This is a genomic window from Planctomycetota bacterium (assembly GCA_018242585.1).
Taxonomy (GTDB): Bacteria; Planctomycetota; Planctomycetia; order Pirellulales; family PNKZ01; genus JAFEBQ01.
On sequence record JAFEBQ010000031.1, the window covers coordinates 22,780 to 49,387 of the forward strand.

Consider the following 26,608-nt stretch of genomic DNA (forward strand, 5'->3'; position numbering starts at 1 on the left):
AACCGCAAAGACGCAAAGGACGCAAAGAAAATACGGCAGCATTAAATCGCGGAGAGCGCAGAGGATCGCGGAGAATTCCAATTAGGTCTCCTTGGTTCCGCGAATCTCCGCGATTCATCTCCTGATGGCATTCCTTTGCGATCTTTGCGTCTTTGCGGTTCAATGCTTCGGCGTCGAAATCATTGTGTAATGGGGATGTGTCACGCCAACTGGAAAAGTTATAACCAGCGGCGCGGGATTTTCGCAGTGGCGATCGTTTCGGCGGCTGATTCGATTTCGGAGAGCGCGCGATGGCAACGCCGGCGGTGCGGTATCTGGTGTTCGACGTCGAAGGCGTGGCCGACATGGCGCTGGTGGCCCGGCAACGGTACGCCGGCCAGGCGCTCGACGACCGAGCCGCGCTCGAACGCTTTCGCCGCGAGCTGTTCGAGCGCTATGAAAACGATCTGGTGCCATACACGTACCAGATTCCCGCCGCGGTCGGCGTGGCCAAGGTAGCCGCCGATTTCACCTTGCTCGACGTGGCGGTGCTCGACGAGCCCGAGTACCGGCCGCACGTGATGACCGAGCAATTCTGGCGCGGCTGGACCAAGTACAAGCAGCCCACGCTAGTCAGCTTTCATGGCCGCGCGTTCGATCTGCCGGTGCTCGAGCTGGCGGCGTTTCGCTATGGGCTGCGCTTGCCGACCTGGTTTCAAGGGGGCAAGGGGAACTCGCGCGGGCGGTTCAATTCGGAATCGCACTTCGACGTGGAGGAGTTCCTAACCAACTTTGGCGCCACGCGATTCACCGGCGGGTTGAACCTGTCGGCGAACTTGCTGGGGAAGCCGGGCCGCATGATCGGCCAGGACGATCGCGTGCAGGATATGTGGCTGGCCGGCCGGCGCGACGAGATCAGTCAGCTCTGCCGCTGGGACGTGCTGGATACGTACTTTGTTTTTCTGCGCTCGCGCGTGCTGGTCGGGCAGATGACGCTGGATGACGAGCGCGAACGGGTACAGGGGGCGCGCACCTGGCTTGAAGCCCGGGCCGAGCAACAGGCGGCCTATCGCCAATACCTGGAACATTGGGGCGACTGGGCGAATCCTTGGGCCGAGCCCGAGGCGGCCGAGAAGTCGAAAAGTGGGAAAAAGGGCGCACGATAGCCGGGCCGATAATTTGGGAAGCACGTTTGCCGCGGAGACTGCCAGCGTCCGGCGCGCAAATTGCCATAGGTCACAAGTGCTTGAAATCAGGCACGGTAATGATGTTGCTTTGCCCAAAAAAGCGGCCGCGCGCGCCGCGCGAGCGCGCAGCACGCCCAAACGGTCACCGTGCGCACCCAGGCGGCCTACCAGAATTCTTGTCAAAAACTTTTGCATTCCGCCGAAGTTTTTTCTCTGCTTTCTGGAGCGTCGCCGCGGGGGTCAAGCTGCGGAGCGAGCGCCCGTATGGACTCAGCGCCCTGTACCTACCAAGACTCGGCGCACACTTGTGCCCCGAAATAAGTCGGCGTCGAACGTGTTGACCCCTGCGGCCCCCACTGGGTAGGCGAACCGATGGCCACGGCGAATTCAACTGCGATGAACTTGAACCTGCTGCGAAGCGCGACGGAGTTGGCGTTCCCCGACTATGACGTCGACGGCTTCTTCGACGAGATGTTCGACAGCGAGCGCCGCCCGTGGCCGCGGGCCGAGCTGCTGGCCTGGCGGTTGAAGTCGCTGTCCGATGGCGAGCTGCAGCGGCGTCAGCGGCTGGCCGAGATGGCGCTGTTGAACATGGGCATCACGTTCAACGTCTATGGCCACGAAGCCGGCACCGAAAAGATTTGGCCGTTTGACCTGATCCCCCGCATCATCGAAGCCGCCGAGTGGCAGTCGATCGAGGCTGGGCTCAAGCAGCGCATCCGCGCGCTGAACCTGTTCATCGACGACATGTACCACGAGCAGCGGATCGTCAAGGACGGCGTGTTCCCCGAGTTCATGGCCCTGTCGAGCAAGTGCTTCATGAATCGCTGCGCCGGGCTGAACCCGCCCAAGGGGGTCTGGTGCCACATCACCGGCACCGACCTGGTGCGCAACAGCGACGGACAGATTTACGTGCTCGAGGACAATCTGCGCTGCCCGTCGGGTGTGTCGTACGTGCTCGAGAACCGCGAGGTGATGAAGCGAACCTTCCCCCAGATGTTCGACGGCTTGCCGGTCACGCCGGTCGAGGACTATCCCGAGCAGTTGTTGAAGATGTTGCAGTACATCGCCCCGCCCACGGCGCGCACGCCGACGGTCGTGGTGCTGACGCCGGGCATCTATAACTCGGCCTATTTCGAGCACTGCTTCCTGGCGCAACAGATGGGGGTCGAATTGGTGCAAGGTTCGGACCTGGTCGTCTCGAACGGCTTTGTTCACATGCAGACCACGCGGGGCCTGAAACGCGTCGACGTGATCTATCGCCGCATCGACGACGACTTCTTGGACCCACAGTGTTTCCGCCCTGATTCAACCCTGGGGGTGCCGGGGCTGATGGATGTCTATCGCGCCGGCCGCGTGGCGCTGGCCAACGCGCCGGGCACGGGCATTGCCGACGACAAGGCGGTTTACGCCTATGTCCCGCAGATGATCAAGTATTACCTGAACGAAGAGATCAAGCTGCCGAACGTGCCGACGTACATCTGTGCCGACGAAGAGCAGCGCAAGTACGTCCTCGAGCACTTGGACGAGCTGGTCATCAAGCCGACGAACGAATCCGGGGGCTACGGCATTTTGCTGGGCCCGCGTTCGACCAAGGAACAACGTGAAAAGTACCGCGAGCTGATCGGCGCGAACCCGCGCAACTACGTGGCCCAGCCGATGCTGTCGCTGTCGCGCGTGCCGACGATCGTCGGCGACCGGCTGGAAGGACGGCACGTCGACCTGCGGCCTTATATTTTGTATGGCGAAGACATTTATGTATTGCCCGGCGGGCTCACACGCGTGGCGCTGGTCAAAGGTTCGCTGGTGGTCAATTCGTCCCAGGGGGGCGGCAGCAAGGACACTTGGGTCTTGAAGCACGCGCCGACAGGCTCGCCGTCGTCGGCTCCGCTGGCGCGTACGTTGTAGGCTAGCTGTTGATCGATGACCGAAAGGCGGGAACGAAGATGTTGAGTCGGGTTGCCAATTCGATCTACTGGATGAGCCGCTACGTCGAGCGGGCCGAGAACGTGGCCCGCTTTATCGACGTCACGCTGAACTTGTCGCTCGACGCGGCGGCCCATCTGGCTCATCAATGGTCGCCGTTGATCTACATCACCGGCGACCACGAGCCGTTTCTGGAACATTACGGCGAGGCCAACCAGGCGAACGTGATCCAGTTCCTGACGTTCGACGATCAGAACCCGAACTCGATCATCAATTGCCTGCGCTATGCGCGGGAAAACGCTCGCACGATTCGCGAGATCATCAGCTCGCAGATGTGGGAAGAGCTGAACAAGTTCTTCCTGCTGGTGCAAAGCGCCAAGAGCGAAGGAACCGCGCTCGAATCGCCCTATGAGTTCTTCGAGCGGATCAAGCTCTGCGGCGCGCTGCTGGAAGGAGTGGCCGAGTCGACCATGTCGCGCGGCGAAGCCTGGCACTTCCGTCGCCTGGGACGCCTGATCGAACGGGCCGACAAGACGTCGCGGATTCTGGACGTGAAATACTACTTGCTGTTGCCCAGCGCCGCCGACGTCGGCACGCCGCTTGACACCAACCACTGGGCCGCGCTGCTAAAAAGCGCCAGCGCCCTGGAAATGTACCGCAAGGTGCATGGTTCGATCACGCCGGCGCGGGTGGTCGAGTTCTTGGTGCTGGACCGGGACTTTCCTCGGGCCATGCACTTCTGCCTGTTGCGCGCGGAACAATCGTTGCTTTCGATCACCGGCGGCTCGATGGGGACGTACAACACCGTGGTCGAGCAGCGGCTGGGACGCCTGCGCTCGGAACTCGACTACGCCATGGTCAACGAGATCATTTTGGGCGGACTGCACCAGTTTATCGATGGTTTTCAAACGAAGTTGAATCAAGTGGGCGAGGCCATCAGTGAGACCTTCCTGGCTTCGCATCCAGCTCACGCGACGGCCGCGGAACCGGTCGCAGCGGCGGTGGGCGCCTCGGTTCAACAACAAACCGCCTGAGTGTGATCGAACATGTCGCTGCGAGTCGCTCTGAATCACGTTACGCGCTACAAGTACGACCGGCCGGTGATGCTGGGGCCCCAGGTGGTCCGCCTGCGCCCGGCGCCTTCTGGCCGCACACCGGTCAAAAGTTATTCGTTGAAGGTCACGCCGGACGAGCACTTCATCAATTGGCAACAAGATCCGTTCGGCAACTTCCTGGCCCGGCTGGTGTTCTCCAGGCCGACCACCGAGTTCTGTCTGGAAGTCGATCTGGTGGCCGAGATGACGGTCATCAATCCGTTCGACTTCTTTCTGGAGGCCGACGCGACCAAGTACCCGTTCCAATACGGCGAGCAGGTCAGCGAAGAGCTGCGTCCCTACCTGGCCACGTCGCCGGTCGGGCCGCGCCTGCGACAATTGATCGACAGCGTCCCGCGCGACATCGAAGGGACCGTCGACTTTCTGGTGGCCCTGAACCAGATCGTCCACAAGGCGGTTCGCTATGTGATTCGCCTGGAGCCCGGCGTGCAGTCGCCGGAGCAGACGCTGGAATCGGCCAGCGGCTCGTGTCGCGATTCGGCTTGGCTGATGGTGCAATTGTTGCGCAACCTGGGACTGGCCGCGCGATTTGTCTCGGGCTACCTCATTCAACTCACCCCCGATGTCAAGTCGCTTGATGGGCCGTCGGGCACGCCGCACGACTTTACCGATCTGCACGCCTGGACCGAGGTCTATCTGCCGGGCGCGGGCTGGATGGGGCTCGATCCCACCTCGGGCTTGCTGGCGGGCGAGGGGCACTTGCCGCTGGCGGCTACGCCCCACTACACCTCGGCCGCGCCCATCGTCGGCACGCGGGACGACTGCCAGTCCGAGTTCGAGTTCCACATGGGACTACAGCGGATCCACGAAGACCAGCGCGTCACCAAGCCATACACCGAAGCACAGTGGAAGCGGATCGAAGCACTCGGCCATCGCGTGGACGAAAAGCTCGCGCAAGGAGATGTCCGCCTGACCATGGGTGGCGAGCCGACCTTCGTATCGATCGACGACATGGACGCGCCCGAGTGGAACACAGCGGCCATGGGGCCGAACAAGCGCCGGCTGGCCGACACGCTGTTCCGCCGCTTGGGCGACCGGTTTGCCGTCGGGCCGCTGTTGCACTTTGGAGAAGGCAAGTGGTATCCCGGCGAGCAGTTACCGCGCTGGGCGCTGGGTTGCTACTGGCGCAAGGATGGCGAGGCGATCTGGCACGACTCCGAGCTGATCGCGGCGGACCAGATCAACACCAACTACGGCCCGCGCGAGGCCGAATCGTTCATTCACGCCCTGGCCGACCGGTTGCAGGTCGGTGGCGATCACATCGAAGCCGGCTATGAAGATAGCTGGTACTACCTGTGGCGCGAGCGTCGGCTGCCCACGAACGTCGACCCGCTGAAGTCCAATTTGGACGACGTCGAGGAACGGGCCCGGCTGGCGCGCGTCTTTGAGCAAGGTTTGAATCACGTGGTGGGGTACGCGCTGCCGCTGCGTCCGCGCGGCGACACCGGCGCGAAGCGCTGGGAGACGGGCCCCTGGTTCTTGCGCCAGGAGCACATGTTCCTGATTCCTGGCGACTCGGCGATGGGGCTGCGACTGCCGCTCGATTCGCTGCCGTGGTCCGCGCCGGGCGATCTGCACCAGGATCCTTCGCGCGACCCGTGGACCGATCGTCCGTCGCTGCCGCAGTACTTCAACAATGGTTTGCCGCCGACCCAAGGGGGGCACTACGGCAACGGCTTGTCGCGCAGCGTCGCTTCGCAGCTCCGGCTGCTGCGCCGCGCGGCTAGCGGCAATCCCTACACCGATTACGGCGACCCAGCGTCGCTGGCGCTGGACGATGAAATGGAAGCCGAGCTGCGGGCCAACCCCGCCGCGCGGATCGCGCCGGCCCTGCACCAATCGGCCAAGTGGCAGGTCCGCACGGCCCTGTGCGTCGAAGCCCGCAAGGGGCGACTGCACATCTTCATGCCGCCGCTTGGCATGTTGGAAGATTACCTGGCGCTGGTCGAGAGCATTGAAGACACGGCCGAAGCGCTCGGCTTGCCAGTGATGATCGAAGGCTACACCCCGCCGCACGACCCGCGGTTGCAGCACCTGAAGGTCACTCCGGACCCGGGCGTGATCGAAGTGAACCTGCAACCGGCCCAGAACTGGAACGAGCTGGTCCACTTCACGACGACGCTGTACGACGAAGCACGACAGTCGCGATTGGGGACGGAGAAGTTCATGCTCGACGGCCGCCACACCGGGACCGGCGGCGGCAACCACCTGGTCATCGGCGGCGCGACGCCGGCCGATAGCCCGATTTTGCGCCGGCCCGACCTGCTGCGCAGCCTGGTCACCTATTGGAACAACCGGCCGAGCTTGTCGTACTTGTTCTCGGGCTTGTTCATCGGGCCGACCAGCCAGGCGCCGCGCGTGGACGAAGCGCGACACGAAGCGGTCTACGAGCTGGAGACCGCGTGCAGCTTGCTGCCCGAGAGCAGTCCTTGCCCGCCGTGGCTGGTCGATCGGCTGTTCCGCAACTTGCTGGTCGATTTGACCGGCAACACCCATCGCGCGGAATTCTGCATCGACAAGTTATACTCGCCCGACAGCAGCACGGGTCGCCTGGGCTTGGTCGAGTTCCGGGCGTTTGAGATGCCGCCCCACGCGCGGATGAGCCTGACGCAACAGTTGCTCCTGCGCTCGCTCATCGCGCGGTTCTGGCAACAGCCTTACCGCGAGCCGATGGTCCGCTGGGAGACGTCGCTGCACGACAAGTTCATGTTGCCTCACTTCGTGGCGCAGGATTTTTCGGAAGTGCTGGCCGACCTGCAAGAGCATGGCTACGCGATGGAGCAGGACTGGTTCGCGACACACTTCGAGTTCCGCTTCCCGGTCTGTGGCGAGGTGACGCAACAGAACATCCAGGTCGAGCTGCGCCAGGCGATCGAGCCTTGGCACGTGCTGGGCGAAGAAGGTGTCACCGGCGGCACGGCCCGCTATGTCGATTCGTCGGTCGAACGGTTGCAGGTCAAAGTCCGCGGCATGACCAATCCGCGGCACACGATCATCTGCAACGGGCGGCAAGTGCCGCTGCACCCGACCGGCGTGCCGGGAGAGTTCGTGGCCGGCGTCCGCTATCGGGCGTGGCAGCCGCCGAACTGTCTGCACCCGACGGTCGGCGTTCACTCGCCGTTGGTGTTCGACATCTACGACAACTGGTCCGAGCGTTCGATCGGTGGCTGCACCTGGTACGTGGCTCACCCGGGCGGGCGCAACTTCGAACGCTTCCCGATCAACGCGCTGGAAGCCGAGGGGCGGCGCATCGCCCGGTTCTTTGCCACGGGCCATACGGCGGGTCGACGCACGCGGCCGCCGCGCGAGCAGAACCGCGACTTCCCCATGACGCTCGATCTGCGCCGGCCCATCGAGCAGGAGTCGCTGGGCCGAAGTTAAGAGCCTCTTGATTCAGGGTAGTGTTGGCTTAGCTTCCAAGCCGGTGGCTTTGCCACCGAGATCGGCGGCAGAGCCGCCGGCTTGGGTGAGCAACTGATGCATGGTCCAAAGTATTGGCCAACCCACGGATCGCAGCAGTTTTGGCCACAGCATCCCAGACCGCTGTGTAAGATAAAGGTGCCCTGGCAAGCCGGGCGGGCGGCTCGACTTGATCGTTTTGCCCACGTCGGGCTAAGCTGCCGCTCGGCGCTCATGAGGGGCGCCCTCGCTTGTTGATCGACAAGGATTGGCCTACGGAATGAGTTCGGCATCGCCACCAGTCGATTCGTCGCTGCCCGACGGGCCGTTCCGGCAGTACACGCCGCCGGCTGGTGGCTACGACGAAGTTCTGAGCGCCGACGGCCGCTTGCGTGGACCGTGGGCTCGGTTCGTCGGCCGACTCAGCGAACTGGGGCCGTCGGGACTGGCGCAGCGCAGCGATTATGCCCGGCGGTTGCTCCGCGAGAACGGCGTCACCTACAACGTCTTTGGCGCGCCCGAGGGGCCCGATCGCCCTTGGGAACTCGACCCGATCCCGCTGTTGATCGAGAAGCGCGAGTGGGATCCGCTGGCGGCCGGCCTGGCCCAGCGCGCCATGCTGCTCAACTCGATCCTAGCCGACATCTACGGATCGCAGCAACTTGTCCGCTCGGGCTTGCTGCCGCCGGAGTTGGTGTTTGGGCACTCGGGCTTCTTGTATCCGTGCCACGGGTTGAACGTGGCCCAGAACATCTGGCTGCACTTGTACGCCAGCCACCTGGCGCGCGGACCTGACGGACGTTGGGTCGTGCTGGCCGATCGCACCCAGGGCCCCTCGGGCGCCGGCTATGCGGTCGAAAACCGAATCATCATCTCGCGCACGTTGCCCAACGACTTCCATTCGCTGCACGTCGAGCGACTGGCCGGGTTCTTTTCGCAGTTGCGCGAGACGCTCCATTCGCTGGCCCCGAACCATCGCGACAATCCGCGCGTGGTGCTGCTGTCGCCGGGGCCGCGCAGCTCGACGTATTTTGAAGACGCCTACCTGGCGCGCTACCTGGGTTACACGCTGGCCGAAGGGGGCGATCTGACGGTTCGCGACACGAGCGTCTACTTGAAAACGCTCGGCGGCTTGTTGCCGGTCGATGTGATCTTGCGCCGCCTGTCGGACGAGGATTGCGATCCGTTGGAGCTGCGCCCTGATTCAGCGCTGGGCGTGTCGGGTCTGGTCCAGGCGGCGCGCTCGGGCCAGGTCTCGATCGCCAACTCGTTGGGGAGCGGCTACCTCGAAGCGCCGGCCCTGATGGCGCTGCTGCCCGAGATTTGCCAACACCTGCTTGGCGAGGAGCTGAAGCTGCCGTCGGTCCCCACGTGGTGGTGCGCTCGGGAAGAAGACCGGCTGTACGTGGAGTCGCACCTGGAAGAGCTGACCATCCGGCCGGCGATCCTGCACCGTGGTTCCGGGCCGATCTTTGGCTCGCGACTGACCCGGCAACAGCGGATCGAATTGCTCGAAGTGATCCGACAGTCGCCCGCCCAGTATGTCGCCCAGCCGCAGGTGGCGCGCTCGACCGCGCCGGTCTGGGCCTGCGGCGGGTTGCAACCCTGGCAGGTCGGTGTCCGCGTCTTTGCCGCGGCCGTGCCCGACGGCAGCTACTTGGTCATGCCGGGCGGGCTGCTGCGCGCCAGCTCGGGCAACGAGGCGATGGGCGAGTCGATCTCCGGCGGGCAATTGAGCAAAGACCTCTGGGTGTTGGCCGAAGGGCCGGTCAAAACGGTCACGCTGTTGAAGCCGCCGGGCACGGCCGTCGAGCTGCGCCGCAGCACCAACGACCTGCCCAGCCGCGTGGCCGACCATTTGTACTGGCTGGGTCGACAAGTCGAACGGGCCGAAGGGATGGTCCGCCATTTGCGCAGCATCGTCGTCCGCATGACCAATGAACTCGACCCCGGCGGGCTCCCCGAGTTGGTCGCGCTGGTGCAATCGCTGACCGAGTTTGGCCAAGCGCCGGTCAGCCAACGAGTGGAGGCGGAAGAGGTCTTCGACGCGCTACAGACCGAGGTGATTTCGTTCATCTTCGACGCCCAGCGCAACAACGGGCTGTACGCCACGATCATGGCCGTGCATCGCAGCGCCAGCGCTGTGCGCGACCGGATTTCGATCGACAGTTGGCGGATCGTCAACCAGCTTGATATCGACATGCTCTTTCCCCGCACGGCCAGCATGGGACGGATGGGGGAAGTGCTGCTGGGGCTGAACCAGATGTTGAATCTGCTGGCCGCGCTGAGCGGGTTGGGAACCGAGAGCATGACGCGCGGCCCAGGCTGGCGATTCCTGGACATGGGACGGCGCATCGAGCGCGGGCGGCACACGGCGCAACTGTTGCAGCGGACGCTGGTCCGCTGGCAGGGGGACTTGCTGCCGCTGCTCGAATCGCTGCTCGAAATCGCCGATAGCTCGATGACCTATCGCTATCGGTATCTGGCGGCGCTGCAACCGGCGCCGGTGCTGGACTTGCTGTTGACCGACGAGACGAATCCACGCTCGGTTGGGTTTCAATTGTGCGCGCTATTCGATCACGTGCGGCAGTTGCCGGCCCAGCATTCCGACCCGCTGCGCAATCCCGAGCAGCGGATCACCCTGGCGGCCCAGGCGGCGTCGCGACTGGCCGACGTCGAAGCCCTGGTCGAGCCCGACGAGCACGGCGTGCGCAAGCGGTTGGAAGATTTCCTCGAACAGACGGCCCATCAACTGTCCCAGTTGTCGGACAGCATGACCCACACCTACCTGGCCCATACGGGACCGTCGCGGCAGTTGGGCTCGGCTAGCATTACCTCGACCGTATGAAGTATCACGTCTCGCACATCACGACGTTCATCTACGGCGAACCAGTGCCGCTGGGTCACAACGAGGCCCACCTCACACCGCGGACGTTCGGCCCGCAGACCTGTCTGGTCAGCCAGTTGAACATCCGCCCGGTGCCGATCGCGGTGCATCACTGGACCGACTTGTTCGGCAATCAGGTCAGCTACTTCAGCATGGAGCAAGAGCACCGCGATTTGTCGGTGTCGGCGTCGAGCGTGGTCGAGCTGAACGAGCGACCGGTCCCCGATCCCAATGCGACCATGCCGTGGGAAGAGGTGCGAGCGATGTGCGAGCGGCCGACCGACGCGGCGGCGCTGGCGGCCGCGCCGTTCCGGTTCGAGTCGCCTTTGGTGAAAAAGAGCCACGAACTCGGGTTCTATGCTCGCGATTCATTCCGCCCGGGTCGGCCGATCCTGGCGGCGGCGCTTGAGCTGACCGAGCGGATCTTTCGCGAGTTCAAATACGACCCGGCCGCGACCGTCATCAACACGCCGACGGCCGAAGTGTTTCAGCAGCGGCGCGGCGTCTGTCAGGACTTCGCCCATCTGGAGATCGCCTGCCTACGTTCGCTGGGATTGCCCATTCGTTACGTCAGCGGCTATTTGATGACCACACCGCCGCCGGGCAAGGCCAAGCTGATCGGCGCCGACGCTTCGCACGCCTGGGTGAGCATTTTCTGTCCGGGGGCGGGGTGGATCGATCTGGACCCGACCAACAACCAGATTCCCCAGTTGCAGCACGTGACGTTGGCCTGGGGTCGCGACTACGGCGACGTCTGCCCGGTGAAAGGGGTTTTCCTCGGCGGCGGCAGCCACCACACGATGAGCGTGGCCGTGGACGTCGAGCCGTACGAGCAACCGCTGGTGGGGTGATTTCCCCCTTCTCGCGATTCATCGAGCGGCACGAAGCGCGCGAGATGAACATCCCTCCCTTCCAGGGAGGGACTGAGGGAGGGTCAAAACGTCGCCGGGCGAAATGCCTTCAGTCTCAGATTTCACTCGTGCGAACAAGGCCGGTTTTTTCGCGCCTTGTGTATGCGATCTTAGAAGAGCGACATTTGTGCAGTTACACGGACAGCGGGCGCAGGTGAAAAGGCGTCGTCGTCTAACGCTCGCTCTACTAACAGATCCAGGTCGTCAACATTGCCACCTGGTTCAAGGGCGCACAGAAGTTGCCCTACGAGTGTGATGCGCCGATCGTTGCGAGATAATGTGAACCCCGCGTTTGCCAGTCGCTGCAATTTCGCCTTCGCGCGTTCGAGAGCATCAACAGAATCGCCAATCAGCCTGTCCGCCGGCGTTTGCTTGCGGCAGACAAGAATCACATCCAATTGGATCGGTTCCTTTGCTTGAAACTTGGGCGTGGCCACGGACATCTCGGCCTTGACGGGATGAGCATTCACGAAGCGAAACCCAGCGCCCCAAACGGCGGTCGCAAGCGATCGCCACCCTTCGGGCCGCGAGTGGTGGTACGTGAAAACGAGCATGCCGTCGTCGCGCAGCACGCGGTGGCACTCGGCGAATACCGCGCACAGTTTGTGAGCGAAGTGATCGGCGTCGGCGTCCTGTACTTCACCAGGCTGGCGCGTCGAGAAAGGGGGCGCACCCGAGTCAGCCTCGCAAGCCGACACTTGCCAAGCGTGGAAAAAGTCAGCAAGTTCCGAATAATGCACGTTGTCGAAGAACGGTGGGTCGGTAGCGACGACATCGACTGATTGGTCTGTCAGGCCCGTGCAGGACGAGTCTCCCGCCGCCAGATAAATACCCCGAGGTAACAAGGCCCCATCCGTCGGCCAGTTTGGTTCGACGCGGCCCGAAAAAGGCGGCGAACAGACCCTGGCGGTCGAGGACGAGCCATTCAGCTCGGTTGGCGATTCGCGATAATTGATGGCACGGAGCAAGCGACTTCGCAGGAGATTCGAAAAACCACCGGAACTCTTAGGTGTGCCCCAAACATTTGCCTCGATCGGCATTCGCTCGGGCTTGAGAATGTGGTGCGAGAACATATGGCGCACTGCGCCAGTACCCTCGCCTTTGTAGGAAGCAAAGAGGTTGTTGAATTCCAGCGTGCCAGAGAACAGCGTGAACAACGCATCGCGGGCATCGACATCATCGAGATCGAGGATTGCGCGCCGCAGCCAGCCGAGCGCGAGCAGTTGGCGATTGTTGAAGAAGTCCGCCCAGCGACGGAAGTTGTAGTTCAGCGCCTGTCGGGTGTTGTGCCCATCGGTCAGGCAAAGCGAAGGGAGCACTAGTCGCCCACTCTTTAGCTCGACTTCTAGTATCTCGCTACATTGGCGGAAGCTGGCGAGATCGCTGTCGGTGACCGACAGATATTCCTTGTTGCCATCACTGCGCAGGACGAGTTTTCCGTAGAGTCGGAAACGCGGGTGAGCGTCGCCGATTGCCTTAAGGATCACAAAATGCGACTTGCACTCCGTGCATGTTGCCTTCGCGCCGGAGGTGTTTCCCTTCGTCGCGTCGAAATGAAAACCACAATCGCCGCAGGTCACATTTTCCGGCGATTGCATGATCTGGAAAATATCGGCACAGGCGGGGCAACGAACTCGCACGTGGGTTTTGCGTTTCGGGTGTGCGTTCCGGGCCACAATATGGGATGGAAAAAGGTCCACCGTTGATGAGCAATCTGGGCACTGGGCTTGCATCACCCAGAAGTAATAAAGCACTTCGCAGGGGAGTCCGCGGCTGTCGGACGTCTGATACAGCGCTCGGATACGTTGTTCCACACTGTCGGCTAGCGCATCGTACGCCGCCAAGACTCGGCGTCGATCGAGAGGCCCCATCGCGGTGCGGACGTTGCGAACCGCTACGGGGTTAATGTCGCGTCCGATCGCCGTCATTCCGAGCTTGTGCGCCTCGCCAATGGTCGTACCGGACCCCATGAACGGGTCGAATACATTGACGTTTGCGAGGTGGTGCGGTTGGAAAAACAGCGCGCGAAGGTCGCCTTCCGGCGGCAACGTGGCACCGAGGAGAATACCTCGAAACACCGAGCCGAGCCGCTGTGCCCACCACTTGTGGACGTGATAGACGGGCCGGTGGAGCTCTTTCCGCCAGCTCTCGCGCTCGGCCAGTTTCGACAGGAACTCGAAGGCGAAAGCGTCAGCCTCGATAAGACGGGCGTCAGGGGGAGTCGTCGTCGGATTCGTCATCTTCGACTTCGACCTTTCCGCCTTCGAGGCTCTTCATAGATACCTGGTTCTTGGGTCCACTCTTTACGCGCCATGCGGTAAAATGATGCTCCTTGCCTGCGTTCGGGTTGGCAATCAGCTTGGGAGATAGGTCGTCGGTGGGGCGGTCGTATGTGTAACCGATGACCAATTGTTCGCATTCACGTCGGCAAAGGTCGCCGACCTTGACCAGGCCAGGCGCACTCATGTCCGACGGCAGGATGAGCGTTTGGTGGTGGGCGAGTCCTTCCGCAAGATGGAATGGCGTCGGAGCAACGTACATCCGCCTAGCGCGAATCAGGATGTCGCCATAGCTGCCGAAGTTCTTGACGCTCTTATTCCGTCGGTGTGGTTCGCGATCGGCGTTCAGGAAATCGCCGTGGCAGATCACCAGGTCAAGAACTGGATACGAATCCCCATCCGGCTCCTTCGGATAGCGACCGAAGACGTAGAAAATCGTCCGCCCGTTGTGCTGCCCAGTTGGCAGCTGGCTGTTGCTGTCGAAGCTCGCTTCGCGCCCAGGATAGGCGAGGCCCTTTACCTCGAACCCGTCAGTATGCGCGACCATCCGAAAGTCGGGATAACTGTTCCGCCCCCCGGTCTCAATGTGCTCAACGACGGCTCGGAGTCGATCGTGGAACCAGTTTTGAAAGTGAAACTCTTTGTCTGACGAGCTGACTCGCTGGATCATGGCCCCGTCGCCAATGGCCTTCACGCATTGAATGAACACGCGCACCGGAATGGAGGGCGAGGGACGGCTCGGCATGCCACGATCTTATGCGAATTTGGGTCGTCCAGCAACGATGACAATCACCCGATAGAATGGGCTTGCTTTAACTCTCGATCCGTTTGCAAGAGAGCTATAGAGCAATTTAGCAACAGTCTCGCCCGGCGTGGAGCAAAGGACCAAGAGGACACTCAGGGGGCGCTAATCGGCTTTCCTTCTCGAAACGCTGCTGAGAATATCTGTTGTCTTGTCCGCCGCTGCTCGCAAGAGAATTGTTTCTCTTGGTGGACTAATTCTTATGGAACGGCAAGGAAAGAGCGAAGAGGTGAGTGAAGGCCAAGGAGAGGGCTTTGGCTGGCCACGCATTGACCCTCCCTCAATCCCTCCCTTCCAGGGAGGGACGTTGATCGTTCGCCATTCGCCACCGAAAGGCAGTGGTCGCCCTGGAAACGCCACGTTTCTCCCGCCGAAAAAGTGGTGGCGGACGGCCGGTTGACCGTCTAAAATCGGTCGTTTACGCCGATGCGTCGCGCACGCTCCATCAACTTCGCGCGTGGCCTCGGTTCGCACGCCGTCCCACCCTGCACATCTGTTCTTCCTCTGGGAGAACGCGGTACTTCACCGGTACCGACGAATTCTCGACGCTATCGTTTCAGGAGCTTGCCTCGCGTGGCTTGTTGTCGCACTTCGATCAGCGGCCTCTCGGTCGCCATGTTGGTCCTCTTGCGGATCACCGTGGGCTGGCACTTTTTCTATGCGGGCATCGACAAGCTGACGAGCCCGAACTTCACGGCCACCGGTTTTCTGGGCCAGGCCAAGGGCCCGCTGGCCGAGCAGATTCATGATCTGATTCCCGACTGGGACGGCCGCGAAAAGTTTGGCGCCCTGGAAGTCAAAGCCGGCGACAAGGCCGAAGACGCCAAACGCCGCACCGAAGCCCGGGAAAAGACGTTCGCCAAGCTGGGCGAGCCGTGGGGCAACTACGTCAAGCTGTTCCTGTCGCACTACCAGTTGAACAAGGAACAAGAAGCGTCGGCCCAGAAGTTCTTTGAACGTCGCCAGGCGATGCTCCAGGAATGGGTCGGAGACAATCAACTGGCGATCGAAGATTACTTCCACGAACTGCACCGTCTGGAAGCGGCCCGCAAGCAGCGTGACGCGATGGTCCCCTTTCAACAGAAGCGGAACTGGGAAGCCCAGACCAAGCTGCGCGGGCAACTGGCCGGTTGGAACCTGCAACTGGGCCAGTTGGAAACCGATCTGCACTACGATCTGCGTTCGCTACTGACCGAGGCGCAAGTCAAACGCGGCACCGTGCCCGAGCCGGTCAGCAGCATGTTCACGCAAGACAAGATTGTGATCTACAGCAACCTGGCGATCGGCATGTGTCTGATGCTGGGGTTGTTCACGCGCCTGGCCGCGTTGGGCGGGGCGCTGTTCCTGTTGCCGGTGGTGCTGGCCCAGCCCGATTGGCCGGGCCTTTATCCACCACCGCCGCCGTCGGCGGGGCGGACGTTCATCGTGGGGAAAGAGTTTGTCGAGATGATGGTCCTTGCGACCCTGGCGACCTTGCCGGTCGGCCGTTGGGCGGGCCTTGATTTTCTGGTTTACCATTTGCTTGTGCGGCCGGTCTACCGCCAGAGGAAAGAGTCATGAACCTGAGTCCTGAAGAACGTGCCATTGGCAAAGGCAACTTCAAAACCGTCATCAACAGCGACCTGACGCGCCGCGAGTTTCTGGCCGGCAGCGCCGCCGCCATCGCCGCCGGCGGCGCCGGCTTGGGCGCGTACTACTTTGGTTACGCCAAGGTCGACAACCCGGTTCGCGTCGGCTTTATCGGCACGGGTGACGAAGGGAACGTGTTGATCAACAACATCACGCCCGACTACATCCAGGTCGTCGCCATCTCGGACATTCGACCTTACAACATCTTCCGCACCTTCTACGGCGATCACAGCAGCCCGAGCGCCGCGGCCAACCGTTGCGGCCTGATGAAGAAGTACGGCTGGAAGAGCGAGGACGAAGCCCGCAAGCAGGTCAAAGTCTATAACGACTACAAAGAGCTGCTGGCCAACCCGGACATCGAAGGGGTGATCATCGCGTTGCCGTTGCACCTGCACGACGTGGTGGCCATTGAGGCCATGCGCGCCGGCAAGCACGTGCTGACCGAAAAGCTGATGGCCCATAGCATTGGCCAGTGCAAGGACATGGGGCGCGTCTCGAAGCAGACCAAGAAGATTCTGGCCACCGGCCACCAACGACATTACAGCATTCTGTACGCCAACGCGGTCGACACGATTCAGCGCGGGCTGCTGGGCAGCGTCCATTGCATTCGCGCCCAGTGGCACCGGGGCAACCTGCCGGGCAAAGACAGTTGGCAGCCGCCGATGCCGGCCGATTTGGTGGCCAAGCTGGCCGCGCTGGATGAAAAGCTGAACAAAGATCCCAGCAACGAAACGCTGCAGAAGCAGTTGCGGATCATGCAGCAGCAAATCCTGGACAAGGATGTCGACGCCGGCAAGTACGGCTATCAGTCCAAGAAGCTGGCCTCGGGCTACGAGGTGTCGCCGCTCGAAGAGCTAATTCGCTGGCGGTTGTGGAACCGAACCGGCGGCGGCTTGATGGCCGAGTTGGGCAGCCACCAGTTGGACGCGGCCGGCATCTTCAGCAGCGCCCAGCGCAAGGACGGCAAAAAAGCCCGACCGCTGGTGGTCGACGCCGTCGGCGTGCGGTCGTTGTTCCCCGAGGACCGTGAAGTGGACGACCACGTTCACTGCATGTACGAGTTCGAAGGGCCCGACTACGATCCCAAGGACGAAGCCAAGAAACAGAAGAAGATCGTCGTCACCTACTCGTCGATCAACGGCAACGGCTACGGCGGGTACGGCGAAGTGGTGATGGCCACCGGCGGCACGCTGATCTTGGAGAACGAACAGGAAGTGATGTTGTTCAAGGACGCCGCCACCTCGACCAGTGTCGGCGTCGCCAAGAGCAAGGGTGGCGCTGCGGTTCTCGACACCACGGCCAGCGGGCCGCCGACCGCGGCCGCGTCCAAGGCCGTCGCCGAAGGGCCAGTGAGCCGCGGCTATACCGAGGAGATGGAGCACTGGGCCTGGTGCATTCGCAACTATGACTACGAGCAGAACCAGCCCAAGTGCAAGCCGGCGGTGGCGTTGGCCGATGCGGTGATTGCGCTGACGACGAACATCGCGATCCGCGAAGGGAAGCGGTACGAGTTCAAGGACTCGTGGTTCGACATCGACAGCGACGAGACCCCCGACGGCCGCTCACCGTCGATCAAGGTCTAGTCGTTGGTCAATTAACCATGTCGGCTAAGCAGATGCGTGGACGCTTTGTTCGGCGCTAGAAATTCGAGCATCGCATGCCGCGGCCTGAGTTGCCCAGCGTCGGCGCGCCGAACAGTTCGGTGACGCTGAAAGATGACGCTGGCGCGCCGCTCCGGCGGCGCTTCTTCGGCAGCGACGGTCGGGCGGTCAAGGATATTGACTACGACCACGATCATGGGGCGGGAGTGCCCCACGCGCACGATTGGGACTATACTAAGACTCCGCCGCGACAGCCCGGCCGACCCGTTAGGCCGGGCGAGTGAGTGAGTTCACGATGCTGAAGTATAAGACCTTCCTGGCCGGTTCGATGGCCGGTTCAATTCGCGACTTTCTCGACGCGCTCCCCGCGCGTCGGACCAGCACCAGGTACGCGCTGATTGCCGCGCTCGACAGCAACCTAGCGCCGGCGACTTTGTTGGAGTCGAGCACCGAGTTGCGACGGCTGGGGCGGAAGGTCAAGCCGCTGGGGCAAGGGCTGCTGTTGGCCACCGATCTGCTGGCCGAAGTCCATGAGCAAGTGTTGTTCGGCTTTGACGAAGTCTGGTTCTTTCCCAGTAGAGACATCAGCGACAAGCCGGCCTCGCCCACAATCGTTGGTCCCGGGCGGATCGAACAAGAAACGCTCAAGAAGCTGGAGCGGTGGATGACGAAGAACGGCTGCACGCTGGGGCTGGGGGACGGGGACGGCTTGAACTTCATCATCCGCGCGCAAGGGGCCGTGGAAGACTTGTTGTCATTTACGATTACTCACGCGGCCGAAAATGCTCCGTTGGCGCCCCCGCAACTTGGCGTGGGTTGAACGACCGCACTCATCACGACTCTGATATTGAGGATGCTTCCCATGAATCAATGGCCGATCGGCGTGTTTGCCAGCATTGACGCTGGCCTGGGCGTACAGTTGGACGTGGCCCGCGAATTGGGCGTGCCGACCATTCAGTTGCACGCGCCGTCGCCGGCTTCGCGCACGCCCCAGCACGCCGAGGAGTTTCTCAAGCGGCTGGCCAGTTACGGCATCACCGTGACGGCGGTGTTTAGCGGCTTTGAAGGGGAAAGTTACGCCGACATTCCCACCGTGGTTCGCACCGTGGGGCTGGTGCCGCCGGGGCCGCGGGCCGAGCGCCTGGCCGAGTTGAAGGCCAACGCCGACTTTGCCAAGCTGCTGAAGTGCAACGTGATTGGGCTGCACATTGGTTTCGTGCCGCACGACCGGAACGAGCCGTTGTACCAGGAAGTGATCGCGGTGGCCCGCGAGGCCTGCGATCACTTGAAAAAGAACGGGCAGAGCTTGCATCTCGAAACGGGACAAGAGCCGGCCGACACGCTATTGCAATTCATCGGCGACGTCCAGCGTGACAATCTGTTCATCAACTTCGACCCGGCCAACATGATCCTGTACGGCTCGGGCGAGCCGATCGAAGCGCTGGAAAAGGTGGGGCGCTACGTTCGCAGCGTTCACTGCAAGGACGGCCGCTGGGCCAAGAACCCGGGCCAGGAATGGGGTCAGGAAGTCCCGCTGGGCGAAGGCGATGTCGGCATCGAGCGCTACCTGCGGACGCTGCAGAAGATCGGCTACACCGGCCCGCTGACCATCGAGCGCGAAATCCCGCAGGAACCCGCGCGGCAAAAGGCCGAAATCGGCCACGCGGTTCGCTTGCTTACTGAATTGAAGCGGAAAATCCTGTAAGATCGCTCGTCGGCTCGCGGCCTGTCGGGCCGACGAGCAGCGTCCGTTGATTTCCCGCGCGCGAAGTGTCGACGCGCTTGGTTGGACTTTTTCAGCGCGCGAGCCCGCGATGGGTCGCGCCGCCAGCAACAGACAAGGATTCGCTTCATGCCCAAGATCACGTTCAGCGTTCCGCACGAGATGTCTGCCACCGAGGCCCGCGAGCGCGTCGAGACGTTTCTGCCCCGCGTCGAAGAGCAGTACAAGGACATGATCAAGGACATGTCGCGGCAGTGGAACGGCGACGTGCTGGAATACTCGTTCAAGACGCTGGGCTTTGTCTTCAAAGGGACGATCGCGCTCGAAGAGAAGCAGGTCACGGTGAACATGGACGTGCCGCTGGCGGCCATGATGGTCAAGGGGCGCATCGAGCAGGAGTTCAAGGCCGGCCTTGAACGCTTGCTGCTTGGGAAGAAGAGGGGTTAGGGGCTAGGGAAGGCGCGACTTGCCGCTTCTCCCGCTTAGCCGCAACTCCATAGGAGTGCGCCCGCGCTTTCAACGCGCCGCCGGCGCGTGAATCGTGATCGTCTTTCCCTCGCGTTGTGCCGCTAGTTTCAGCGGGACGAGCAGTTCTCGGAACAACTCGTCGGCGGTCGCGCGCTTGACGCTCAGCGAGACGAGCTGATCGAGCTTCACGCCAGCGGCCGTGCAGGAGGCCCGGTCGATTTCGACGGTCAGTTCCATCCGCTTCCCCAGGGTCATTAGCAGTGGCTCCAGCGGCACCTGCTCGACGGCCAGCGTGAACCGCTCTTCACCTCCTGGGGCGATGGCAGGAGGCTTGCCCGTGGGGGCTTTCGGCGTCAGCGCGATCCCCGATCCTGATTTCGACGATGGCCCGGTGCTTCCGCTGCCGGCTAATTGATCGCCGATTGGTATCAGTCGGAGCGAGCGTCCTTCATCCTCGAACGCCCAAGTCAGATCGAATTGATTGAGCGTCACGGTCAAACGCTCGACGGCAGATGAACCAGGCCAGGTAGCGCCGGCCCAGAGATCGTGTGGAATCAGCTCGGGATTGCGCGGCGTGGCTCCGGCGCCCTCGGCGATGGCGTCGGCCAATGCGCGTGGCAGCGTTAGATCGGAATAACTCCAGCGGCTGGTCGTTAGCCAGCCCTTGCGCGCGACCAAGGGCAACTTTTGCACGTCGGCCTTGCGCTGGGCTACGAGCGTTGACAACCGCTCGGTCTTGGCCGGCGGGCCAATGTAAACAAGCGTGCCGAGCTTCACCGCTTGCAAGCCTCGGCTGCCGGCGGCGCGTGCGAACACTTCGTCAACGGTTAGGGAAGGCAACGCCACATCAAGCGGCTGGCCCGGGTCGACGCGGCGGTCAATGATCAGGCCGCGCCCGTAGCGCTCGGCCAGATCACTTACCGCGGCGCGCAAAGGGACACCGGACCAGCGAGCCTCGAGCGTCGGTTCCGCCGCCGGGGGCGCGGCCAGCAACGACGTCGCCAGCGCCGACAACAAGCAAACCAGCAGCAGTCGCCGCCAATTCAAGAGACATCTCCGAACGATTGATGAAGGCCTCGGCCAGGTGGCCCCGCAGGCTGTGTCCGCCGGTGCGCGACTTGCATTATAACCCGGCGGCGCCGTGGCGCTCCCCGGCGAAATCGCCGGCGTGGCTGCAAATCGGCCGGCAATTCCCGGCGAAAAACCGGTGGTCCGGTTGTAACGATCGTTCGGTCGACCGTTCATGAGAATCTGCGCGCACCGACTCTGGCAAGTCGAACCGCGCGGATTAGGCTGAGACCTAAGTGACCAGCGCGAGGCGTGGCCAAGGGCTCGTTTCGCGAGGCACAGGGGCCTTGGTTTCGGCTGGCTTTTTGGCGGGATTAGACTGTGAGTGAACCGATCTTTCGCGTCGCCCTGCTCGAACGCATCTATCATGGCTACCTGGTCGACCAGGATGCCACGTCGTTCATGCGCCAGGTCTCGGCCAAGTACGTTCCGGCGACGCTCGAACGGCTGTTGCAGTTCGGCCCGCGGCTGACCCGTCGCGCCGCGGCCTTGGCGATCGGATTGTTAGGAGATTATCGCTCCAATGCCCCCTTGGGCCAGGCCTTGCACGACGAAGATCGGGGCGTGCGGACCCTGGCCGAAAACAGCTTGCGCACCGTCTGGTGCCGCGATGGCAGCGAATCACAGCGCGGCCTGCTCGAGCAGGTCATCCGGCTGAACTCGGCCCAGAACTATCGCGACGCGAACCAGCGCGCCACCGAGTTGATCGATCAATGCGCCAGCTTTGCCGAAGCCTGGAATCAACGGGCGATTTCCCACTATGGCCAAGCCCGATACGTCGAAAGCATTCACGATTGTCGCCAGGCTGCCGAGCTAAACCCGTTTCACTTCGGGGCGGTGGCCGGCCTGGGGCAGTGCTATCTACAACTGGGAAACCAGCTCTGGGCGTTGGAAAGCTTTCGCCGGGCGCTGGAATTGAACCCGGATTTGGAAGGGATTCGCGCCCAGGTCAACGCCCTGGAACGCCGGCTGAAGCAGAACTAGCCCGGTTGGTCGCAAAGCCAAGCGGTACAGGGGAGTAGCCTTCATCCCAGCTCATTTTTTGCTGGCCCCGTCGCGCGCAATTGCTATCATAAACTAGCGCGGACCAAGCGCCGGTGGGTTCGCGCGCCGGCTTCGTTCTGGTGTCCACGGCGCATGCCTCATCGGCTTGTCGCTGGTCTCGTTCCACGGCGCTACGGCATCGATGGCGCGGCGGTGCGTCGGACGAATGCATGGCAGGCGGCGGCAGCTTCCTTTTGTTCAAGGCGATCGTTCCATGACTACTCACCATCGCGCCAGTTTCCCTCACGCCATTCGCAACCGCGCGGGCTATACGCTGATCGAAGTCATGGTCGTGATGGCGATCATCGCCACGATCTCCAGCCTGGGCGCCTGGGGCGCCAATCGCGCCTATAACTCGATGGTTCAGAGGGGAGTAATCGTCGAGTTGGAGGGCATTAGCCAGAGTCTCGAGAAGTACCGAACCGAGAACAAACTCTATCCGCCCTGCATGGGCGCCAATCCCGACGCCACGATTACCGGGGCCGCGTTGCAAATGGGGCTGAAGGGGCGCGAGACGATGTTCGATTTGCACATTCGCTCGCGTTGGACTCGCGCCACGCAGATCAACTACAACACGCTGCAGCAATACCTGACGATCGGCGCGGCGCCGTACAACTATAACTACAAGTCCCCGTCGGGGGGCACGGCCAAGCTGAACTTGAACACCATGGACCAGGCCGAGGCGCTGGTCTTCTGGCTGGGAGGCTTTCCCTCGCCGGTCGATGCGTCGGGTGTCCCTTATTCGTCAAACCGACTCATCGGGTTCCACCGAGATGATAGAAATCCGTTCCGGCTCAACGTCAAGCCGGCGACGCCGTCGGCCCTGGTCGAAAATCGGTCTCCCGCCGGAGAGTACTTCTTGTTTGATCAGACTCGATTGCAGGACGTTGACGGGGACGGCTGGCTCGAGTATCGCCCCGCGATGACTCAGGGAGACGGCACGGCCGCCGCGCCGCCGATCGTGTACTTTGACTCGGGCACTTATTCGACCACCCGCTCGCAGTCGGGCCTGGTGACGTTCACTTCCTATCCGCCCCTGGGCAATCAGCACCCTTTCTCGCCGGCGCTGGGTGGGTTGGCGGCCCAATGGGGCATTGCCATGCCCTATGCCGTCGAAGTGGAATCGAACGGGGCCATCATTTGGCAACGGAGCCAGTCGTACCAGTTGATCGCCGCCGGATTTGACGGCTGTTACAGCAAGCCAGCCGCCAGCAAGCTCTATATTCCGGAATTTCCCTCCGGCGAACAATTCAACTCGGCAGGCAGCGGTGGTTTTACGCAGCAAGGATTCGTTGACGCCGAAGGGGAAGACAACCTGACGAGTTTTGTTCCGTCCAAGCTGGGCGACAGCTTCATCAATCGGTAACCAGCCAGGGCCGCCAAGTGGCACGCAGCCACCCTGCGGCGATTGCCCTGGTGGCTGCCACGCCCGCCAGCGCGACATTTTACAAGGTTGAAGATCATGAATCGTAACGGACTGACCGCGGTTATTCCGCATCGCCTGGCCGGCGCGCCATCGCCTGGTTCCCAGTGCTCGTCTCGGCGCGGCGGCGTAACGCTTGTCGAGTTGCTGGTGGTGATCACCATCATGCTGATCCTGATGTCGATGGGAAGCTATGCGGCGTGGCGGGCCTATCGCGGCTCAATTGAAAAGAGCATGCGCGTCAGCCTAGCCGAGTTGCATGGCGCCATGACCAAGCTGACCACGGACGGGGGGGGGAAAGTCCCGCCGAGCAATGGGGGCCTGAGCACCGCGACCAAGAATGCCATCAACCGCAGCGATCGGTTCATGGACTATGTGCGCACGCGCTGGCCCAAGCAGAAAATGCCGGCCACCTATTCGGCATTGCGGACGTTTGTTCTGGGAAAATACGTTTTCGTGCCGCGCAATTGCTTTCCGCTCCCTGGCAGCTCGGAGCGGCAAGGACTGGACATCGATACCATGGACCAGGCCGAAGCGCTAGTCTTTTGGCTGGGGGGCTTTCCCAACGTCCTGAACGGCACCTCATCGAACTATGTCTCGAATACCAAGCTGATCGGCTTCAGCAATGATCCGAGCTATCCGTTCAGACTGGACTCGGGAGTGGGCAACCAGGTGTTACGCGGCCTCAGCGGCAGAGGTGATTATATGGGCCGCAATTCGCCCGACGAATACGTCAGATTCGACGAGGCGAAGCTGGTCGACTATGACCAGGACGGCTGGCTGGAATATGCGCAGGAGACTCCCAAGGACTCGAACGATTGGGTTCCGCCATACGCATACTTCGATGGGCCACTCTATTCTGCCTGGCTCCAATCCTCGACCACGGCCTCGTTCAACAGCTACCCGTCGATGTCGGCCGTGCCCCCCTGGACCGGTCTGACCGCCAGCCAAGGAGCGGTCCTGGCCGGCCAATGGGGAGTCGCTTGCCCGTACGCCACTTCGATCGAGCAGAACAACAACCCGATCAAGTGGGTCAATGCCTTTACGTTTCAGATCATCTGCGCGGGGCTCGATCGGCAATACGGCGACCCGTCCAGTCCGCAGATGCGCATTCCCCTGGTGCCGGCGGGCAATACCGTCGTCGGCGGCAAGGTGACCCCAGGGCTTTCCGACGCCGATAACGACAACCTGACCAACTTCGCCGACCAGAGAATTCAGCTTTACAACCAGGTCAGCACCGGACAGTAGAACCGCGGCGGCTCACGACTAGTTTTGGAAGCGCATGTCGATTGTCCGCCCAAGCCGGCGGCTCTGCCGCCGAGAACGGTGGCAAAGCCACCGGCTTGGAAGAGACGGCATCGATTGAATCGAGAATCGCCTTAGCCCAGGCCCTCGATCGGGTCGCCGTGATAGACGAAGTGGGGCCGGCCCGTGGCGTCGTGCCAGGCCAGCTCGCGCGGAATGCCCAGGGCGCGATAGATCGTGGCCCCCAAGTTCTCGGGCGTCTGCAAGTCCGACGCCGGCAGCGCGCCGATCTTGTCGGTCGAGCCGACCACCGTGCCGCCGCGCACGCCACCACCGGCCAGGAACACGGTTTGAGTTCCCCAATGGTCGCGCCCGGGGCCGGCGTAAAACTGGGCGAGCGTCGATATCTTCGGCGTGCGACCCATCTCGCCGGCCATCACGATTAGCGTCTGGTCCAGCAATCCGCGCTCGTGCAGATCGTCGAGCAAGGCCGACACCGCGCGATCGGTCGGCGGGAACAAATAGTCCTTCAAGGTCGGGAAGGCGTTGCCGTGCGTGTCCCAGGTTTCGTTGTTCCCCAGGTTCACCTGCACCAGGTTCACGCCCGCCTCGACCAGTTGCCGCGCGATCAGCAATGACCAGCCGAACGTATTGCGGCCATAGCGATCGAGCGACCGGTCGTCGGCGTGCGAGACGTCGAAAGCGCGGCGGACGCGCGGGTCGGTGACCAGCGAGATGGCCCGCTGGCGGTAATCGTCAAAGGCCGAGACGCTGGCCATCTTTTCCAGCTCGGCGCGTTGTCGGTTCAAATCGGCCAGCAGCTCAAAGCGATCGGCTGCCCGTTCGCCGCCAAATTCGGTCGGCAAGGTCAGATTCGGCGCTTGGAACTTGAAGTCTTCGAGTTTCTGCGGACCTTTGGCATGATGAAAGGCGTAGCCCGGCTTGGCGCCGTAGGCCGTGCTGCTGAACGGCGACAGCGAGAGGAACATCGGATCCCGATGTCGTCCCATCTCGCCGGCGAATTGTCCCGGGATCACGCGCCCTTCGCGGTGGACCAACACCTCGGGCAAGACGACCGCCGGCGGCAAGTTGTTGCGCGGCTGGGTGACGGCCTGGGCAATGGCCGCGATCGACGGCCAGTCGCTCGGCTTGGGTTCCGTGCGACTGAAACCCGGCGGCATCATCGACCGCCCGGTCAACATCGCCAGGTGTCCCATCGAATGGTCGGGAAACGGGTGCCGTAGCGACCGGACCAGCGCCCAGTGCTCGCTGCGCGCGGCCAGCAGGGGCAAGTGTTCGCAAATCTGGATGCCGGGCGTCGCCGTGGCGATCGGGTTGAACTCGCCGCGGATATTATCCGGGGCGTCGGGCTTCATATCGAAGCTGTCGTGCTGCCCCAACCCGCCCGACAGAAAGATGTAGATCACCGACTTGGCCCGGGCCTTGGGTGCCGTACCAGCGGCCAGGGCGCGCAGGCCCTCGACGTGGTTGATCCCCAGACCCAACAGTCCGATCGCGCCGGCTTCGAGCATCGAGCGTCGCGGCAAGCGCGCAGGCCGAGGAATCGGTTGAGCCGAAGGCTGCATGGCCGAGTGCTCCTGGCGGGAAGAACTTGCGGGAGACGGAACGGTCGAACCTTCACGCGCGGCAAATCATGTCGGCCGCGTCATTCGTGGGCGGGCGTCAAACCGGTGGGCTCGGCACGCATCAAGTAATGCCGATAAATCAGATTATCGGCAGGCCGAGACCCCGTCAAGAAAAGTTGCCGAGGCGTTTTGGGGTCATTTTTGTAACGTCCTAAGCAAGCCCCACTTGCGGCAACGCCGCAACACCTCTCCCTTTCAGGGAGAGGTCGCGAGCGCAGCGAAGCGGGTGAGGGTAGATGGGTCACTGGCCGACAGACATCGCGCTCAACGGGTCTC

19 protein-coding genes are annotated in these 26,608 nt (G+C 62.5%); 15 read left to right on the forward strand and 4 right to left on the reverse strand.

Going from position 1 to position 26,608, the window contains the following annotated elements:
• The first annotated feature begins 290 nt into the window (after positions 1 to 290).
• The 6 genes from JSS27_15565 to JSS27_15590 all read left to right on the forward strand — a co-directional run bounded on the left by JSS27_15565 (position 291) and on the right by JSS27_15590 (position 11,344).
• Positions 291 to 1,145 carry a 3'-5' exonuclease gene (locus JSS27_15565; GenBank protein MBS0210362.1) on the forward strand — a complete coding sequence of 285 codons (855 nt, stop codon included), beginning with the start codon at positions 291 to 293 and terminating at the stop codon, positions 1,143 to 1,145.
• A 417-nt stretch (positions 1,146 to 1,562) separates the two neighbouring features.
• Positions 1,563 to 3,074, forward strand: a complete 1,512-nt coding sequence (locus JSS27_15570; protein ID MBS0210363.1) for a circularly permuted type 2 ATP-grasp protein — start codon at positions 1,563 to 1,565, stop codon at positions 3,072 to 3,074.
• Positions 3,075 to 3,112: 38 nt separating this feature from the next.
• Positions 3,113 to 4,126, forward strand: coding sequence for an alpha-E domain-containing protein (locus tag JSS27_15575; protein MBS0210364.1), 1,014 nt, complete (start codon positions 3,113 to 3,115; stop codon positions 4,124 to 4,126).
• A gap of 12 nt (positions 4,127 to 4,138) precedes the next feature.
• A complete protein-coding gene (locus tag JSS27_15580) occupies positions 4,139 to 7,588 on the forward strand; it encodes a transglutaminase family protein (protein ID MBS0210365.1) in 3,450 nt (1,149 codons plus the stop codon).
• 298 nt (positions 7,589 to 7,886) lie between these two features.
• On the forward strand, positions 7,887 to 10,454 hold the full coding sequence (locus JSS27_15585; protein MBS0210366.1) for a circularly permuted type 2 ATP-grasp protein: 2,568 nt from the start codon (positions 7,887 to 7,889) through the stop codon (positions 10,452 to 10,454).
• Positions 10,451 to 11,344, forward strand: a complete 894-nt coding sequence (locus tag JSS27_15590) for a transglutaminase family protein (GenBank protein MBS0210367.1) — start codon at positions 10,451 to 10,453, stop codon at positions 11,342 to 11,344. The genes JSS27_15585 and JSS27_15590 overlap by 4 nt, the downstream gene beginning before the upstream one ends.
• Positions 11,345 to 11,514: 170 nt before the next feature.
• Here JSS27_15590 and JSS27_15595 read toward each other — a convergent pair whose 3' ends face one another.
• Both JSS27_15595 and JSS27_15600 read right to left on the reverse strand, forming a co-directional pair.
• The gene (locus tag JSS27_15595; GenBank protein ID MBS0210368.1) at positions 11,515 to 13,644 is read right to left on the reverse strand and encodes a hypothetical protein; all 2,130 of its coding nucleotides are present in this window, start codon (positions 13,642 to 13,644) and stop codon (positions 11,515 to 11,517) included.
• The gene (locus tag JSS27_15600; protein MBS0210369.1) at positions 13,616 to 14,428 is read right to left on the reverse strand and encodes a hypothetical protein; all 813 of its coding nucleotides are present in this window, start codon (positions 14,426 to 14,428) and stop codon (positions 13,616 to 13,618) included. The genes JSS27_15595 and JSS27_15600 overlap by 29 nt, the downstream gene beginning before the upstream one ends.
• Positions 14,429 to 15,058: 630 nt before the next feature.
• On the opposite strand from JSS27_15600, the gene JSS27_15605 reads away from it, so the two are divergent.
• From JSS27_15605 to JSS27_15630, 6 genes are all read left to right on the forward strand, one after another.
• Positions 15,059 to 16,045 (forward strand): DoxX family membrane protein, encoded by a 987-nt coding sequence (locus JSS27_15605; GenBank protein MBS0210370.1) that lies wholly within the window; start codon positions 15,059 to 15,061, stop codon positions 16,043 to 16,045.
• On the forward strand, positions 16,042 to 17,697 hold the full coding sequence (locus JSS27_15610) for a Gfo/Idh/MocA family oxidoreductase (GenBank protein ID MBS0210371.1): 1,656 nt from the start codon (positions 16,042 to 16,044) through the stop codon (positions 17,695 to 17,697). The genes JSS27_15605 and JSS27_15610 overlap by 4 nt, the downstream gene beginning before the upstream one ends.
• 74 nt (positions 17,698 to 17,771) lie before the next feature.
• On the forward strand, positions 17,772 to 17,999 hold the full coding sequence (locus JSS27_15615) for a hypothetical protein (protein ID MBS0210372.1): 228 nt from the start codon (positions 17,772 to 17,774) through the stop codon (positions 17,997 to 17,999).
• 11 nt (positions 18,000 to 18,010) lie between these two features.
• Positions 18,011 to 18,535 carry a hypothetical protein gene (locus tag JSS27_15620; GenBank protein MBS0210373.1) on the forward strand — a complete coding sequence of 175 codons (525 nt, stop codon included), beginning with the start codon at positions 18,011 to 18,013 and terminating at the stop codon, positions 18,533 to 18,535.
• A gap of 42 nt (positions 18,536 to 18,577) precedes the next feature.
• Complete coding sequence (locus tag JSS27_15625) at positions 18,578 to 19,420, forward strand: sugar phosphate isomerase/epimerase (GenBank protein ID MBS0210374.1); 843 nt, start codon at positions 18,578 to 18,580, stop codon at positions 19,418 to 19,420.
• A gap of 147 nt (positions 19,421 to 19,567) precedes the next feature.
• Entirely contained in the window at positions 19,568 to 19,885 is a 318-nt protein-coding gene (locus JSS27_15630) for a polyhydroxyalkanoic acid system family protein (GenBank protein ID MBS0210375.1), read from the forward strand.
• A 69-nt stretch (positions 19,886 to 19,954) separates the two neighbouring features.
• Here the strand turns inward: JSS27_15630 and JSS27_15635 are convergent, their stop codons facing one another.
• Positions 19,955 to 20,953 (reverse strand): STN domain-containing protein, encoded by a 999-nt coding sequence (locus tag JSS27_15635; protein ID MBS0210376.1) that lies wholly within the window; start codon positions 20,951 to 20,953, stop codon positions 19,955 to 19,957.
• A 342-nt stretch (positions 20,954 to 21,295) separates the two neighbouring features.
• On the opposite strand from JSS27_15635, the gene JSS27_15640 reads away from it, so the two are divergent.
• The 3 genes from JSS27_15640 to JSS27_15650 all read left to right on the forward strand — a co-directional run bounded on the left by JSS27_15640 (position 21,296) and on the right by JSS27_15650 (position 24,689).
• On the forward strand, positions 21,296 to 21,958 hold the full coding sequence (locus tag JSS27_15640) for a tetratricopeptide repeat protein (protein MBS0210377.1): 663 nt from the start codon (positions 21,296 to 21,298) through the stop codon (positions 21,956 to 21,958).
• A gap of 274 nt (positions 21,959 to 22,232) precedes the next feature.
• A complete protein-coding gene (locus tag JSS27_15645; protein MBS0210378.1) occupies positions 22,233 to 23,384 on the forward strand; it encodes a type II secretion system protein in 1,152 nt (383 codons plus the stop codon).
• A gap of 96 nt (positions 23,385 to 23,480) precedes the next feature.
• Complete coding sequence (locus JSS27_15650; protein MBS0210379.1) at positions 23,481 to 24,689, forward strand: type II secretion system protein; 1,209 nt, start codon at positions 23,481 to 23,483, stop codon at positions 24,687 to 24,689.
• Positions 24,690 to 24,820: 131 nt separating this feature from the next.
• Here the strand turns inward: JSS27_15650 and JSS27_15655 are convergent, their stop codons facing one another.
• Positions 24,821 to 26,218 (reverse strand): DUF1501 domain-containing protein, encoded by a 1,398-nt coding sequence (locus JSS27_15655; GenBank protein MBS0210380.1) that lies wholly within the window; start codon positions 26,216 to 26,218, stop codon positions 24,821 to 24,823.
• Positions 26,219 to 26,608: the final 390 nt, after the last annotated feature.